This is a genomic window from Catenuloplanes sp. NPDC051500, assembly GCF_044454585.1.
Classification (GTDB): domain Bacteria; phylum Actinomycetota; class Actinomycetes; order Mycobacteriales; family Micromonosporaceae; genus Catenuloplanes.
In genome coordinates this window covers 76,518-91,791 of sequence record NZ_JBITDX010000004.1, presented here as the reverse complement: position 1 = coordinate 91,791, position 15,274 = coordinate 76,518, and the positions used below count along the sequence as shown (strand labels likewise).

The window sequence follows — 15,274 nt, the reverse complement described above, 5'->3', positions numbered from 1 at the left end:
AACAGCCGAACCGGGATGGGAGGAACCGGGTCAGGCCTCGAGGCCGATGACGCCGTAGTCGTAGCCGCGGCGCCGGTAGACGACGCTCGGGCGGCCGGTCTCCTTGTCCATGAAGAGATAGAAGTCGTGCCCGACCAGTTCCATCTGGAACAACGCGTCGTCCACGCTCATCGGGATGGAGGAGTGTTCCTTCTCGCGCACGACGTGCCACGGCTGGTCGTCGTCGTGCGTGGACTCCTGCTCGCGTTCCTTCACCATGGTGGCGGATCCGCCACCGAGCGGTGCGAAGCCCTCGGCCGGAAGGCCGGCGGTGGCAGCTGCGACCGAGACCGGGGTACGGCGGCCGCGATGCACCCGGCGACGGTCCGCGGATCGGCGGAGCCGGGTTTCAAGCTTGGCGAACGCGATGTCCAGGGCGCTGTAGAAGTCGGCGGCACACGCCTCGGCGCGGATCACCGGGCCGCGGGAAACGACGGTGATCTCGACTCGCTGGCAGTGATCGGTTTGGCGCGGATTGCGCTCGTGAAACAGCTCGACGTCGACGCGGATGAGTTTCTGGTCGTAACGCTCGATCTTCTCGAGCTTCTCGGCAACGTGCACCCGGTAGTGGTCCGGAACCTCAACGTTGCGGCCCTTGACGACAATGTCCACGCGTGACCTCCCCCACGATCGATCTTGATAGACCACCGGCGGTGCCGGTGACCACAGATCTGGGCTTGAACTGGTCTGACGAGGCGGAGGACGGCAGGCGCGGTCCGCGTGCATGACGGCGGCGCGCTGGCGATAACTCGGCCGACCTCCGGGAAACGCGAAGCCTCCTCTCGGCGAGCAGTGCTGGCCAGCAGCCAGCGAGTGCAGAGCACCCCGTACCGCAGGGAATGATCTTAAAGTCATGACCCCGCTATAGAAACGCTAGCCCTTGTTCGGTCCCGCGTCACGCTCCGTTCCCAAGACCGTTTCGAGAAGATTCGCGCACTAGGCACGTTCGAGGGACAAAGGCCGTCGTCTCAACGTTGCGGCGAGCACTGCCGCGCCGGTCACCGGCACGCCCGCGGCCTCCAGACGCGACGAGATCACCGCGAGCGTCGCCCCGGTGGTGACGATGTCATCGAGCAGAATTGCCGGCACCGGCGTGTCGCGCAGCCGGCCGGCCTCCGGCGCACGAAGCCCGAACTTCGCCTCCGCCTCGGCGCGGCGGCCCGCCGCGTCCAACTCCGTCGAGTCCAGCCGGGAGCGGGCCCGCAGCGGCCGGGCCACTGTCGCGTGCACGCCCGCGTCGCGCAGCCGCCATGCGGCCCAGCCGGTCAGCGCGCCCAGGTGATCGCCCTGCCGCGCACGGATCGCCTGCGGCGTGGACGGGACCGGGACCAGCACCACGGCGGGGCCGGGCGCGGACGCGACCACCACGTCGCCGAGCAGCACGCCGAGCGGGCGGGCCAGGGCACGGCGGCCGCGCTCCTTGAAGTCCAGCAGCGCGGTGCGGAGCACCCCCGCGTACGGCCCGAGCGCGGCGCACGGCGGGAACCCGGGCGGCGCCGGCTCCGGGCGGGTGGCGAACGGGGTGAGCGTGCGCAGCGCCGCCTCGCAGGCGGGGCAGACCGCGCGGCGCAGCACCCGGCCGAAGGCACCGCAGCCGGCACAGGCGGACGGCAGCACCAGGTCGGTCAGCGAGGCCAGGATTCCCGCGCCCATGTCGTACCCCCTCGGTGGCTTGTGAAGGAAAACCACCGAAGGATAGAGCTTGATCACTATTTGCAGGGGGTCGCGGTCACTCCAGGAAGAACGGGGCGGTGATCTTGTTGGAGACCGCGTCCGGGGGCGGGTCGAGCAGCTGCGTGGTCTCGATCCGGCTGGAGTTCAGGAGCAGGCGGTAGGCGATGTTGTTCGCGACGTAGGCCGCCTCGCTGCCCGCGCTGTTCGTGCTCACCGGGTTGACCGGGTAGGCGGCCAGGCTGGTGACCTGTGCGGAGCCGAGGTCGGTCGCGCGCGGCGCCTCCTGCGCGCCGTCAAGCGTCACCTGTACGACGCCGACCCGGTTCGTCTGGGGCTGCTGACCGGCGACAAGCAGCTGGTCCTGGCCGGCGAAGTCCACGGCAGTGATGTCGTGCAGCGAGGTGTGCACCTCGCGGACCACGGTGCTGACCTTCACGCTTGTGTCAGTACGGATCAGCGCGGTCACGAACAGCCGGCCGCCGGAGACAAGCGCGATCCGCTGCCCGTCGTGCGCGACCGCCATCGAGGTGATCTGGCCGGGCAGTCCGGAGACCGCCACAGTGGTCCGGTTCGTGTCCTGCGTGCCGAACTGCTGGAGCTTTCCGCCGATCACGATCAGGCCGACCATGTTCGCCGCGTCCGCGTCCGCCATCGCGTCCGGCGCCCAGAGCCAGGCCGGGCGGCCCGCCGCGCCGTCGCCGATCGGGATCCGCAGCGGCATGCCCGGCACCTCGGCGCTGATCACCAGCTCCTGGCCGTCGTTTCCGCCCCGGTCACGGACCCAGGCACCGAAGATGCGCGTGCCGAGGCGGGAGAACGACGCGACGCTCACGCCGGTGTTCGTGTCCGGCGCCACAAGCGGCACCGGCGGGAGGGTCTGGTTCGGGTCGCGCAGCCGCTTGATCGTGCCGTCGTAGATCGCGAACCGGTCCGGCGGGGACTGCAGCTCCGTAGACGGGTTCGCGGCCAGCAGCGCCTCGTCCCCGGTGAACGTCTTGCGCAGCTGACCCTCCACCTTGACCAGCAGGTCACCGCCGCTCAGGTGCTCGCGCAGCGTCCACCAGAGCTGGGCGCCGAGCCGGTTCAGCGCCTCCTCGTCAAGCGCGCCGGCCTCGGCGCTCAGGTTCACCTCAAGCGCCCGGTCGGCCCCGACCTTCGGCACGTTGCCCTTCTGCTTCACATTCGCCGGCAGACCGTCGACGGCCTGGCTGATCAGGGCGGACGGGCCGCCGCTGAGCCACTCCAGCAGCTCGGTGGGGCGGCGCTCGGCGGAGATGCTCCGCGGCAGCCAGCGCAGGTCCGGGACCAGCGCGGTGCGGTCCTTGTTCCAGAAGTAGACGGAGGTGGGCTCGTACCGGGTCAACTCCTGGTCCGGGAGCAGGAGCAGCGGCTGCGCGCTGGTCACCCAGTAGCCCTCCTGGCCGGGCACCTCGCCCACGGTGAGCGGGTACTCCGTCTCCTCGTTGTTCGGCGGGTCCACCGAGCCGTTCGCGGTGAGCACGCCCAGATGCCGCACCTTGAGCACCACGGAAGAACTGGACGAGTCGACCGAGGTGATGTTCGGCTCCTCCTCCAGGTGCACGATGTTGATCTCGCCGGACGGCTTCCAGTCGTCCCGCCGGCTCGGCGCGATGAACGACCGGGCGCGCTCCACCGCCTGCTCCGGATCACCGGCCGGCGCCCTGAGGAAGGAGTTCACCAGCTCCCGGGCGGTGCCGGTGCTCGCGTTCGCCCGGTTGACCGCCGGGATCGTGTCGTTGCCGCCGCCCACCTCCGGCGAGGGCATGCCGCCGCGCACCTGCACGTCGGTCGAGCCGGGAATGCCGCAGCCGGTCAGCGCGGCCACGACGAGGAACGTCATGGCGGCGGCAGAGAGCCTCTTCACGACTGCGCCTCCTCGGTCATCCGCCGCAGCTCGCTCACGGCCAGCGGCGAGTCGGACGCGCGTGGCGTCAGGTCGTCAGGGACCAGGCGCAGCGGCGCGGCGGTGAGCCGGTCGCCGGCCTGACACGGAAGCGTCAGCCGGAACTGCGCGCCGGCGCCGGGCGCGCCCCACGCCTCCAGCCACCCGCCGTGCAGCCGCGCGTCCTCCAGGCTGATCGACAGGCCGAGGCCGGTGCCGCCGGTCTGCCGGGCCCGGGACGGGTCCGCGCGCCAGAACCTGTTGAAGACCAGCTTCTCCTCGCCCGGCTTCAGGCCGACGCCGTGGTCGCGGACGGTGATCGACACGGCGGACTCGTCGGTGCGGATGCGGATCCGTACCGGCCGTCCCTCGCCGTGCTCGATCGCGTTGCCGACCAGGTTGCGCAGGATCCGCTCGACGCGGCGCGGATCGACCTCGGCGACCACCGGAACGTCCGGCAGCTCCACGTCGAGCGGTACGCCGACCCGCTCGGCCAGGCCGGCCAGGCGCTCGGTCACCCGCTCCACGATCGGGACCAGGTCGGTCGGCTCGGAGTCGAGCATGGCGAAGCCGGCGTCGAACCGGCTGATCTCCAGCAGGTCGGTGAGCAGGTTCTCGAAGCGGTCCAGCTCGTTCTGCAGCAGCTCGGCGCTGCGCGCGACCGCGGGGTCGAACTCGTCGCGCTCGGCGAAGATCAGGTCGGCGGCCATCCGTACCGTGGTCAGCGGCGTGCGCAGCTCGTGCGAGACGTCCGAGGTGAAGCGGCGTTGCAGCCGGGACATCTCCTCCAGCCGGACGATCTGCCGTTGCAGGTTCGCCGCCATCTGGTTGAACGACGCGCCGAGCAGCGCCAGGTCGTCCTCGCCGTTGACCACCATGCGCTGGTCGAGCAGGCCTGCGGAGAGCCGCTGCGCGGTACGGGCCGCGACCCGGACCGGCGTCACCACCAGGCGGGTGACAAGCGCGGTCAGGATGACGAGCAGCACCACAAGCGCGGCGCCGGTGATCAGCACGGTCGTGCGGATCTCGTTCGCCGCCTGGCTCTCGGTGGTCAGCGGCACCACGTAGTACAACTCGACCTGGCCGAAGCCGGTCAGCACCGGCGCGCCGTAGACCAGGTACTTCTGCGCCTCGCCGCCGTTGAGCGACGCGGTCTGGATCTGCCAGGACGGCCCCTGGGTGGCGACGCTCGTCTCCAGCTCGGTGGTGAGCACCCGGGAGATGTCGTCAACCTTCGGCGCGGTGACCGGCGTCAGGTGCGGGTAGTTGTAGGCGCGCAGCGACCAGGTGCGCCCGGTGGCCTGGCTCGCCTCGCCGCCGACCAGGTAGCCGACAGTGCTGGACAGCGTGCTCTGCAGTTCCGGGTCGAAGGCGGTGTTGTGCACGCCGAGCTGCGAGCCGGTCCAGACCTCGCCGGCCTTCAGCTGCACCTCCGCGTTCGCCACGGCCTGGTCGCGGAGGATCGTGCTGGCCCGGACGGCCACCACGGAGGCGAACACGCCGACAAGTACGCTCGACGCGATAAGCGTGATGGCGACCATGCGCAACTGAAGCGAGCGACGCCAGGCCTGGCGGACGACGGCCGCTATCCGCCCGGCCCGCCAGGCGGCGGCCTGCCACCAGCCACCGACGGTCCGGCCGGCGCGTGAGTCACGGAGACGGACGAGGGCAGCACCCAGCACGGCGGCGGCGCGCGAGGCGCCGAGCCGCCGGATCAGGGTCGCGGGAGAGGTGCGGGTCACAACGCCGTACAGGCTAGCCGTTCCCCGCTTTGTAGCCCACGCCGCGCACTGTCAAAATGATCTCCGGCCGCTCCGGGTCCGGCTCGATCTTGGCGCGCAGGCGCTGGACGTGCACGTTGACCAGGCGGGTGTCCGCCGCGTGCCGGTACCCCCAGACCTGCTCGAGCAGCACCTCACGGGTGAAGACCTGACGAGGCTTACGGGCCAGCGCCACCAGCAGGTCGAACTCAAGCGGCGTGAGCTTGACCTCCTCGCCGTCCCGGCTGACCGTGTGCGCGGGCACGTCGATCGTGATCTGGTTCGTCGGCGGGCCGATCGTCAGCAGCTCTGGCGCCGCATCCTCGCCCCGGCGCAACCGTGCCCGCATGCGGGCGACCAGCTCTTTCGGCTTGAACGGCTTCAGCACGTAATCGTCGGCGCCGGACTCCAGGCCGAGAACGACGTCGACGGTGTCGCTCTTCGCCGTCAGCATCACGATCGGCAGACCGGACTCGGAGCGGATCGACCTGCACACGTCGATCCCGCTCATGCCGGGCAGCATCAGATCCAACAGGACGATGTCCGGCCGGCTTTCGCGGAACGCCGCAAGGGCGCGCTCACCGTCCGACACGAATGACGGCAGGAATCCTTCGCTGCGCAGGACGATGCCGAGCATCTCCGCCAACGCTGGATCGTCGTCGACTACCAGGACCCGGGCTCTCATGGCGTCAAATATCGCACTTCCACTCCAGGAAGCGCGTGACGCCCGCCGACGATCTCTTCCAGCCGTCCGTACCGAATGGTGTGATCTTGGTATTTTCCAGGCACTTTTCCGTCCTGTAGGTCTGCGTGGAACCCGGTTCGTACCGGCGTGCCAGGATTGCCGCGAAGCGAACCCCCACCACCTCGCCTCAGGAGTCCCCAGGTTTTGGACCATGCCGGCCCGTCCGCCGCGCTTCCGCTGCGTCCCCTCACCGTCGGTGAGCTGCTGGACGCCGCGGTCGGCGTGCTGCGTGACAACGCCCGCGCGCTGCTGCCCGCCGCCGCCGTGCTGGCCGCCGCCGAGCAGGCCGTGCTCTACCCGGTACGGCGGTGGGCGCACGCGAACCCGCCCACCTACATCCCGCAGTGGGAGGATTTGGACCGGTTCTACCTGCTGCTCGTGGTCGGCGCGGCCACCGAGGCGATCGTGATCCTGCTGCTCGGCGGGTTCGCGTCCCGGGCCGCGTCCGCCGCGCTGCTCGGCGCCCGGCTGCCCGCCCGGCAGCTGCTCGACGTGCGCGCGGCCCGCCTCGGCCCGGTCGTGCTTGTCGCGCTGCTGGCCGGCGCGCTCACGCTCGGCGCGGCGGTCACCGGCCTGGTGTGGCTCCCGGTGTACGGGCTGTCCGGACTGATCATTCCGGTGCTGGTGATCGACCGGCTCCCGGTGACGCGCGCGATCGGCCGCGGCGTGTCCCTCGCGGCCCGGCACAGCGCCCGCGCGCTCGGCATCCGGCTGCTCGGCGCCGCGGGCTGGCTGGCCATGCGGGTCGCGCTCGCGCTCTCCGGCGTCTACACGATGGATCTTCTCGGGCTCACCCACCCGGGCTGGGCTGCGCCGCTCGGCTTCGTGGTCTGGACGCTCGCCAACACGATCGCCTACCCGACGCTCGCCTGCCTCGACGCGGCCGTCTACCTGGAGACCCGCATGCGTACCGAGGGGCTGGACATCCGGCTCGCCCGGGCCCGCGCGCACGGGCCGGTCACCACCGCCTCGCTGGCCCAGGGGGCGTTGCCGTGAGCCCGAGCCGCTGGTGGACGGAGACGGTCGGCGTCATCGACGACGCGATCGGCGCGGGCACGGCCATGCTGCTGCTGATGATCGCCACGTTCGTGGTCGCGATCGCCTGGTACACATTCCCCGGGTGGGTGCCGCGGCGGCTGCCCCGGGTGCGGTTCCCGAAGCGCCGCCGCCGGCCCGCCCCGCTCCCTGCCGAGGAGGCGGTGGCGACCGTGGAGATCGACACGCTGCCCACGATGCCGTCCGGGTCGCTCGTCACGCTTGCCGACCGGTACGCGTCCGAGGGCCGGTACGCCGAGGCCGTCCGGGAGCGGCATCGAGCCATGGTCCGCGAGCTGGTCGAGCGGCGGATCATCGACCATCACCCGGAGTGGACCGTGACGGAGCTGGCCGGCGCGGCTGCCCGGGCCCGGCCGTCGCTCGACGCGCCGCTGCGTACCGCCGGGACGATCTTCTCCGACATCTGGTACGGCGAGCACCCGGCCGAACCCGGCCACGACCTGCGCATGCGTGAGCTCTCCGACGAGCTGCACCGCGGCCTCTCCAGCGGCGGCACCCGATGAGCGGTGGCACCCGATGAGCGGCGGCCTCGATGAGCGGCGGGCCTCGATGAGCGGGCCGAAGCGGCGCCGGCACCGGGTGCTCGTCCCGGTCGCGGTCACGCTGGTCCTGCTGCTGATCACCGGTGTCACGTACGCGATCGAGGAGCCGGACCCGGGCGCGAACACGTACCTCTCCCCGGTCGCCACCGAGAACTCCGGCGGCAGCGTGCTTGACGGCGCGCTGCGCGCCCGGGGCGTCTCCGTGCGGCACCTGACGAAAACCTCGGACGCGCTCGTCGAGGCGCACCGGGGCAACGCCACGCTGTTCATCCCGGCGCCGCAGGCGATCCACCCGGAATATCTGCGCATGCTCGGCCTGCTGCCGCCAAGTACCCGGATCGTGCTTGTCGCGCCCGGTTCGCCGGCCCTGCGCGCGGCCGGTCTCTCGATCACCGCGCAGGCCCGCCGCTGGACCACAAAGGCGGTCGGCCCGGACGCGGAGCAGGAGCTGCCGTGCCTGATCGACGAGGCGCGGGTGGCAGGTCCCGCCGCGGCGCTCCGCCAGCGCTACCACGGGCCGGGGCCGTCCTGTTACGGCAACGGCCTGATCCGCGCCTACGACCTGAACGCGGAGATGCTTGTGATCGGCGCCGGCGACCCGTTCCGCAACGACCGGATCCGCGAGCACGGCAACGAACGGCTCGCGGTCGGGCTGCTCGGCGCCCGCGACCGGGTGATCTGGCTGGACCGGCACCGGCTGGAGCCGCCGCCGCTGTACACGAGCGCCACGCCGGACGGGCCTGGCGCACCGCCGTCGCTCTACCCCCCGGACAGCGACCTCGGTACCAGCGGTCCCGGCGCTCCGCAGGACGGCGGTGGCCGGCCCGGCACCGGGCAGACCCGTTCGCCACAGGCCGGCGGCCCCAGCTCCGGCGGCGGATCGCCGGACGGCGGGCAGGCCTCGCCGGACCGGGGAAACCCGCTGTTCGAGGCGTTCCCGCCCTGGTTCTGGGCGATGCTTGCGCTGCTCGCCGTGGCCGCGCTCACCACCGCGCTGTGGCGTGCCCGCCGGCTCGGCCCGCCGGTCGTGGAGCCGCTTCCGGTGACTGTGCGCGGGCACGAGACAGTGCTCGGCCGGGGGCGCCTCTACCGGCGGGCCCGGGACGCGCCGTACAGCGCGGAGATCCTCCGTGCGGCCGCCCGGCAGCGGCTCGCCCGGCGGCTCCGGCTCGCCCCGGACGCCGACCTGGTGGCCGCCGTGGCCGCGCATCTGCGCACTGACGAACGGGAGATCCGGCGGGTGCTCCACGACGCCGAGGTGCCGGACGACCGCACGCTGGTCTGGCTGGCCCGCGCGCTTCACGATCTGACCGCCGCCGTGACACATGAAGGAGACAACCGGTGACCCAGAACGCGTTCGGAGCGGTGGCCACCGCGGACGACGCCCGGGAGACGCTCAGGCGGCTGCGCGCCGAGGTGGCCAAGGCCGTCGTCGGGCAGGACTCGGTGGTCACCGGCGTCCTGATCGCGCTGCTCTGCCGCGGCCACGTGCTGCTCGAGGGCGTGCCGGGCGTGGCGAAGACGCTGCTGGTCCGGACCGTGGCCGCGGCGCTCGCGCTGGACGCCAAGCGCCTGCAGTTCACGCCGGACCTGATGCCGGGCGACGTCACCGGCTCGCTCGTCTACGACCCGCAGACCGCGAAGTTCGAGTTCCGCAACGGGCCGGTCTTCACGAACCTGCTGCTCGCCGACGAGATCAACCGGACTCCGCCGAAGACCCAGTCCGCGCTGCTCGAGGTCATGGAGGAGCGGCAGGTGTCGGTGGAGGGCACGCCGCGGCCGCTGCCGGACGTATTCATCGTGGCGGCGACCCAGAACCCGGTCGAGTACGAGGGCACCTACCCGCTGCCCGAGGCGCAGCTGGACCGGTTCCTGCTCAAGCTGACCGTGCCGCTGCCCACCCGCGACGAGGAGCTGGGCGTGTTGCGCGCCCATCACGGCGGGTTCGACCCGCGCGACCTCGCCGCGGCCGGGGTGCGCCAGGTGGCGACCGAGGACGATCTCAACGCCGGGCGCGCTGCCGTCGCCCGGGTCGCGGTCGCGGATCCGGTCCTGGCCTACATGGTCGACATCTGCCGCGCGACCCGTACCTCGCCCGCGTTCGAGCTGGGTGCGTCGCCGCGTGGCGCCACCGCACTGCTCGCCACGTCCAAGGCGTGGGGCTGGCTGGCCGGCCGGGACTACGTCACGCCGGACGACGTGAAGGCGGTCGTCCGGGCCACGCTCCGGCACCGGGTGCGGCTGCGCCCCGAGGCCGAGCTGGAGGGTGTCACCACGGACGCGGTGCTGGACTCGGTGCTCGCGTCCGTGCCCGCGCCCCGGTGAGGCCGCGGTGGTGACCTGGCGCGCCGCGGTTCTGCTCGTCATCGGCGCCGCGACGATGCCGCTGTGGCCGTGGCCGTGGATCGGGCTGCCGGTGGTGATCGCGGTCGTCGCGCTGCTGTGCGCGCTCGACGTCCGCGCCGCCGCCGCACTCCGGGACGTCCGGCTCTCCCGGGACGGGCGGCGTGCGGTCCGGCTCGGCGACGAGGCCACGGTCTCTCTCACGATCCACAACACGGGGGTACGCACACTTCGTGCCGATCTCCGCGACGTCTGGGTGCCCTCGGCCGGCGCGCTCCGGACCACGCACCGGCTGGAGGTCGCGCCCGGCGGCACCGCGGTCGTGGAGACGCCGCTGCGTCCGACCCGGCGCGGCGACCGGCTCGCCGTCCGGGTCACGCTGCGCTCGCACGGGCCGTTCCGGCTGGCGTTCCGGCAGCTCGCGTCGCGCCCGGCCACGCCCGGCTGGACGTTGCGCGTGCTGCCCCGGTTCGAGTCCCGGCGGTTCCTGGCGGAGAAGGTGTCCCGGCTGCGGGTCCTGGACGGCTCCACCGCGATCCGCGGGCGCGGCCAGGGCACCGAGTTCGACGCGCTGCGCGAGTACGTGGGCGGCGACGACGTGCGGTCGATCGACTGGCGGGCCAGCGCGCGCCGCTCCGATGTGCTTGTGCGGACCTGGCGGCCGGAGCGCGACCGCCGGGTGTTGTGCGTGCTCGACACCGGCCGTACCTCAGCGGTCCGGGTGGACCGTGATTCTCCGTCACCGCAGCACGGCGAGCCCCGGCTGGACGCCGCGATCGACGCCGCGCTGCTGCTTGCCGCGCTGGCCGGCCGGGCCGGCGACCGGGTGGACCTGCTGGCCGTCGACACCGCGGTCCGGGCGTCGGTCTCCGGCGCCGGGCGGGAGGCGCTGCTGCCCCGGCTTGTGGACGCGGTCGCGCCGCTGCAGCCCGCGCTCGTGGAGACCGACTTCGAGCTGGTCGTCGGCGAGATCATGCGCCGGGAGCGGAAGCGGGCGCTTGTGGTGCTCTTCACCACGCTTGAGCCCGGGCCGCTCGGCGAGGGCCTGCTGCCGGTGCTGCCCCGGCTGGCCGCCCGGCACAAGGTGCTTGTCGCGTCCGTGCACGATCCGGCGCTGACCGCGCTCACCTCGCGGGCGCCCGAGAACGCGGAGCAGGCCTACGCGGCCGCCGCGGCGCATCGGGCCTACGCGGAGCGGGACCGGGTGCGGGACGCGCTGACCCGGCACGGTGTCGAGGTGGTGGACGCGCCACTTGCCGAGTTCGCCTCCCGGGTCAGCGACGCGTACCTCACTCTGAAGGCGGCCGGGCGGCTCTGAACTCGGCCTCGGCCCGGGACCCGAACAGCAGCACGTACCCGAGAAAGCCCAGCCAGGCCGCCGCGCCGACGCCGATGCGGAACGCGGCCGGCATCGGTGACGGCGTCACCATCGACTCGATCAGCGCGGAGACCGCGAACAGCCCGACCAGGCCGACCGCCGCCACCATGCCCTCGCGCGCGGTCTCGGCAAGCGCGCGGCCCCGGGTCCGGTCCGGGCCCGGCGCGATCCACGCCCAGCCGATCCGCAGCCCCACGCCGGCCGCCACGTAGATGCCGGTCAGTTCCAGCAGCCCGTGCGGTGTGATCAGGCCGAAGAACTGCTCCGCGCTGCCGTAGTCGATCATGACGCCGCCGACCACGCCGAGGTTCAGCGCGTTCGTCCAGAGCAGCCAGACGACCGGCAGAATCAGCACGCCGGAGGCCAGGCACTGGGCGGCCAGCCAGGCGTTGTGCGTCCACAGGTGGAGCGCGAACGAGGCCGGCAGGTACTCCGTGTAGTAGCCGGCGAACTCGGTCTCGACAAGCGCCTTCGCCTGCTCCTCGCCGATCAGCGCGGCAGCACTCTCCGGATGCGCGGCCACCCAGTACATGAGGAACGCGGTCACCGCGCAGAACGCGACCGCGACGCCTGACCACCACGGCCAGGCCCGGTAGACCGCCCGCGGAAAGCCGTGCGTGACGAACCGGCCCGCGTCCGCCAGGCGCAGCCGACGGCCGCCGGTGATCGTGGCGCGCGCCGTCAGCACCAGCCGGGACAGGCGCGCGACCAGCACCGGGTCGGGCGAGCGGCTGCGGACCACGGACAGGTGCGTGGTGGCGCGCTGGTAGAGCGCGAGCAGTTCGTCCACCTCGGCCGGGTCGAGGCGGCGGCCGCGGGACAGTTGTTCCAGGCGCCGCCACTCGCCGTCGTGCTCCGCGACGTACGCATCAAGATCCACTAATCCCCCTGCCAGCGGCGTTCCGGCATAGTGTTTCACTGTGCGCGTGGCGGACGGCAAAGCAAGTCTGGTCTCCGGCGGGCTGGTCCCCGGCGGGTCGGTCTCCAGCGGGCTGGTCTCCGGCGAGGCGGTCGAGGTCGAGATCCGGGTGGCCCGGCCCGGCTCCCGCGTGCTCGCGCTCGCGGTCGACATCGTGATCCAGTTCTGCCTGGCCGTGACGCTCACCTTCGTGACCATGATGGTGCTGCTTGTGACAGGCGCGTTCGACGTGCTTGACAGCGCCGTGACCAGCTCGATGATCGTGATCGGGACCGTGCTGGTGCTCGTCGGCTACCCCACAGTGGCCGAGACGGTCTCCGGCGGCCGTACCGTCGGCAAGTCCGTGGTCGGCCTGCGAGTGGTCCGCGACGACGGTGGCCCGATCCAGGTCCGGCACGCGTTCACCCGCGCGCTGGTCGGCGTCGCGCTCGAGTGGCCCGGCCTGGTACTACCGCTCGTCACCTGGATCGCCAGCCTGTTCACAATGCTCACCAACCCGCTCGGCAAGCGCCTCGGCGACCTCGCGGCCGGCACCATGGTCATCCACGACCGGGCGTCGACCGGCTGGGGCTGGGTGCCCGGCATGCCGCCCGCGCTGGCCGGCTGGGCTGGCACGCTCGACCTCACAGGTCTCGGCGACGACCTCGCGCTCGCGGTCCGGCACTTCCTGTCCCGCGGCCGCATGCTTGTCGAGCCGGACCGCAGCCGCCTCGGCCACGCGCTGGCCGGCGAGGTCGCGGCCGTCACCGCGCCGCCACCACCACCCGGCGTGCCGGACTGGGCCTACCTCGCCGCGGTGCTGGCCGAACGCCACCGCCGCGCCACCCATCGCCTGGCCCGGAACCGGGCCGTCTCGGCCGCGCTCTGGCCGAGCCTGCCGCTTCCCGGCTTCCGCCCCCAGCCCGCGGTGCCGTCCGACGTCGCAGCCCGCGCGGAGTGGCCGAGCCAGGCGTGGCCGCGCCCGCCCTGGCAGGCCGGGCAGGTCCCGGACTGGACCGGCATGACCCCACCGCCGATGGCCAGCACGCTGCGCGCCATGGTGCCGCAGGACGATGAGAAATAGCGCCAGGCATAGACATGGCGCTATGCGGCTACCGTGAGGGATCCCGGAAGGAGTCCCATGCGCGCTCGTCTCACCCTGTCCACCTACTCAAAGCGGACAACGAACGTCTCCGGCATCAGCACCGTGACGGCCGTCGCTCTTGCCTCTATCGTGGTGATCTTTCTTTCGCCGCTAGCACTCGGATTCATCGCGAACGGCGACACCGACTGGAACCGATTGAGCCTCATCGGCCAGTCGTACGGGGCAATCTCGGCGATCCTGGCCGCGTTGGCGGTGCTCGGGGTCGTTCTGAGTCTGCGGCTTCAGCAGCAGCAGATCGCCGACAACCGGCGAATGGCGATCCGCCAGCAACAACGAGACCTGCTGCTCGTCATGGCGATCGACGATCCGGACCTACTGCGCACGTGGGGCAAGATCCCGATCGCAGCCAGCCAGAGCCCAAAGCTCTCCGTCTACGCCAACCTCGTGTTGAATTACATGATCATGCTGTACGACAGCGGTACGGCAGAGCTGGACGAGATCGGCCTGCACCTGCGGGCGATGGCCGCAGGCGACTGGATGCCGGAGTACTGGGCAAGCACGCGCGCCACCTGGCAGACCTCATATCCGCCCGGCAGACACCCGGTAGTCGATCTGATGGACCTTGCGTTCTCGGAGCCCTCTGCGGGCCGGTGAGGCATGGGCGGGCCGGCGCATCCAGCGCCGGCCCGATGCTGCCGGGCTGTCTCAGTCGCGAACCAGGGGGTTCCGGGTCAGCGCGAGCAGACCGTTCCAGGCTCCCCGGCCGAAAGCCAGGGCCGGGCCCTGGGGATCCTTCGAATCGCGAACGTAAACGGTCGAATCACAATTCGCTACCTCGACACAATTTCCATTGGAGGCGCTTCTGGTGCTCTTACGCCAGGGCAGAGCACGACCACGCGACGCGGGAGTCATCCGCGCCACCACCTTCTCTCTCATTCACCCTATTTATTTCCGGCTTCGCGCGCCGCCGTGCGCAGGAAGTCAATGGATCTGTCCGGCGACAGCGCTATCGCGCGAAGTTCATCGAAGCTCGCCGCGTACCCTTCGACCTCGTCGGACCGGGTCTGGAAGATTCCGCCGGTACGAACTTCACAGTGCACTAACGGGCTTTGCCCTCCGGAGAAACGCAAGATCGCAAAAGCTCCAGCTAACGCTGGATGCGCACCCGCGGAGAACGGCAGCACCTGGATCGTCACATTCGCCCGTTCGGACGTTTCGGCCAACCTGACCAGCTGCCGGCGGAGCACACCCGGGCCCCCGACCTCGCGGCGCAGTACACCCTCATCCAGGATCGCCACGAAGTTCAGTGACGGCTGGCGGGTCAGTAGCGCCTGCCGTGCCATGCGTACGGCGACCTTCTGGTCTATTTCGCTGTCGCCCAGTTCGCGGCCGTCATGTCGGTGACCGTCGCTCTCGAAGATGGCGCGGGCGTATTCGTCGGTCTGTAGCAGGCCGGGGACCACGAGACCCTCGTAGCACTGGAGGCTCTCCGCCTCGGACTCGAAGCCGATGAGCATCTCGTACGAGTCTGGGAGCACGTCCCGATATCCCTCCCACCAGGCGCGCTGGCGGGACTGGACCGCGACGGCGCGGATGCGGCGCCGGTCGTCGTCCGGGACGGAGTAGGTGTCCAGGAGGGAGTCGAGGTCGCGGTTGCGGATGCCGGTGTGCGCGGTCTCGATGCGGCTTAGTTTGCTCTCGGACCAGCCCAGCGAGCGAGCCACGTCGGCCACGGTGCGTCCGGAGGCGTCGCGGAGACGGCGAAGCTCCGCGCCGAGCTGCCGTCGTAGGGTTGTCGGGCTGGACTTTACGGCCATCGGCACTACGGTAC

At 71.6% G+C, this 15,274-nt stretch carries 15 protein-coding genes; 7 read left to right on the top strand and 8 right to left on the bottom strand.

Annotated elements, in window-relative coordinates; all coding sequences use genetic code 11:
• Positions 1–30: 30 nt before the first annotated feature.
• From hpf to mtrA, 5 genes are all read right to left on the bottom strand, one after another.
• Positions 31–651 carry a ribosome hibernation-promoting factor, HPF/YfiA family gene (gene hpf / locus ACIA8K_RS09665; RefSeq protein WP_396056870.1) on the bottom strand — a complete coding sequence of 207 codons (621 nt, stop codon included), beginning with the start codon at positions 649–651 and terminating at the stop codon, positions 31–33.
• A gap of 324 nt (positions 652–975) precedes the next feature.
• Entirely contained in the window at positions 976–1,692 is a 717-nt protein-coding gene (locus tag ACIA8K_RS09660; protein WP_396056868.1) for a ComF family protein, read from the bottom strand.
• Positions 1,693–1,768: 76 nt separating this feature from the next.
• On the bottom strand, positions 1,769–3,598 hold the full coding sequence (locus ACIA8K_RS09655) for an LpqB family beta-propeller domain-containing protein (protein ID WP_396056866.1): 1,830 nt from the start codon (positions 3,596–3,598) through the stop codon (positions 1,769–1,771).
• Positions 3,595–5,157: an MtrAB system histidine kinase MtrB gene (gene mtrB, locus ACIA8K_RS09650; RefSeq protein WP_396057625.1), complete on the bottom strand. Its 1,563-nt coding sequence runs from the start codon at positions 5,155–5,157 to the stop codon at positions 3,595–3,597. Before mtrB ends, ACIA8K_RS09655 begins: the two co-directional genes overlap by 4 nt.
• Positions 5,158–5,371: 214 nt before the next feature.
• Complete coding sequence (gene mtrA / locus ACIA8K_RS09645) at positions 5,372–6,061, bottom strand: MtrAB system response regulator MtrA (protein ID WP_396056863.1); 690 nt, start codon at positions 6,059–6,061, stop codon at positions 5,372–5,374.
• Between the two features lie 204 nt (positions 6,062–6,265).
• Between mtrA and ACIA8K_RS09640 the strand changes: the two genes are divergently transcribed.
• From ACIA8K_RS09640 to ACIA8K_RS09620, 5 genes are read left to right on the top strand one after another with little or no spacing between them, the layout of a single operon-like run.
• On the top strand, positions 6,266–7,117 hold the full coding sequence (locus ACIA8K_RS09640) for a hypothetical protein (RefSeq protein WP_396056861.1): 852 nt from the start codon (positions 6,266–6,268) through the stop codon (positions 7,115–7,117).
• Entirely contained in the window at positions 7,114–7,680 is a 567-nt protein-coding gene (locus tag ACIA8K_RS09635; protein ID WP_396056859.1) for a DUF4129 domain-containing protein, read from the top strand. The genes ACIA8K_RS09640 and ACIA8K_RS09635 overlap by 4 nt, the downstream gene beginning before the upstream one ends.
• A 13-nt stretch (positions 7,681–7,693) precedes the next feature.
• Positions 7,694–9,064 (top strand): DUF4350 domain-containing protein, encoded by a 1,371-nt coding sequence (locus ACIA8K_RS09630; RefSeq protein ID WP_396056857.1) that lies wholly within the window; start codon positions 7,694–7,696, stop codon positions 9,062–9,064.
• Positions 9,061–10,044, top strand: coding sequence for an AAA family ATPase (locus tag ACIA8K_RS09625; protein ID WP_396056855.1), 984 nt, complete (start codon positions 9,061–9,063; stop codon positions 10,042–10,044). The genes ACIA8K_RS09630 and ACIA8K_RS09625 overlap by 4 nt, the downstream gene beginning before the upstream one ends.
• A 10-nt stretch (positions 10,045–10,054) precedes the next feature.
• Positions 10,055–11,380: a DUF58 domain-containing protein gene (locus ACIA8K_RS09620; RefSeq protein WP_396057623.1), complete on the top strand. Its 1,326-nt coding sequence runs from the start codon at positions 10,055–10,057 to the stop codon at positions 11,378–11,380.
• Here ACIA8K_RS09620 and ACIA8K_RS09615 read toward each other — a convergent pair.
• Positions 11,352–12,320, bottom strand: a complete 969-nt coding sequence (locus tag ACIA8K_RS09615) for a stage II sporulation protein M (protein ID WP_396056853.1) — start codon at positions 12,318–12,320, stop codon at positions 11,352–11,354. The genes ACIA8K_RS09620 and ACIA8K_RS09615 overlap by 29 nt on opposite strands.
• A gap of 46 nt (positions 12,321–12,366) precedes the next feature.
• Here ACIA8K_RS09615 and ACIA8K_RS09610 point away from each other — a divergent pair, with 46 nt between their 5' ends.
• Positions 12,367–13,422: an RDD family protein gene (locus ACIA8K_RS09610; protein ID WP_396056851.1), complete on the top strand. Its 1,056-nt coding sequence runs from the start codon at positions 12,367–12,369 to the stop codon at positions 13,420–13,422.
• A 57-nt stretch (positions 13,423–13,479) separates the two neighbouring features.
• Complete coding sequence (locus tag ACIA8K_RS09605) at positions 13,480–14,097, top strand: DUF6082 family protein (protein WP_396056849.1); 618 nt, start codon at positions 13,480–13,482, stop codon at positions 14,095–14,097.
• 51 nt (positions 14,098–14,148) lie between these two features.
• On the opposite strand, the gene ACIA8K_RS09600 is transcribed toward ACIA8K_RS09605, so the two are convergent.
• Both ACIA8K_RS09600 and ACIA8K_RS09595 read right to left on the bottom strand, forming a co-directional pair.
• Positions 14,149–14,355 (bottom strand): DUF397 domain-containing protein, encoded by a 207-nt coding sequence (locus ACIA8K_RS09600; protein ID WP_396057621.1) that lies wholly within the window; start codon positions 14,353–14,355, stop codon positions 14,149–14,151.
• Between the two features lie 29 nt (positions 14,356–14,384).
• Positions 14,385–15,260, bottom strand: coding sequence for a helix-turn-helix domain-containing protein (locus ACIA8K_RS09595; protein ID WP_396056847.1), 876 nt, complete (start codon positions 15,258–15,260; stop codon positions 14,385–14,387).
• Positions 15,261–15,274 lie beyond the last annotated feature (14 nt).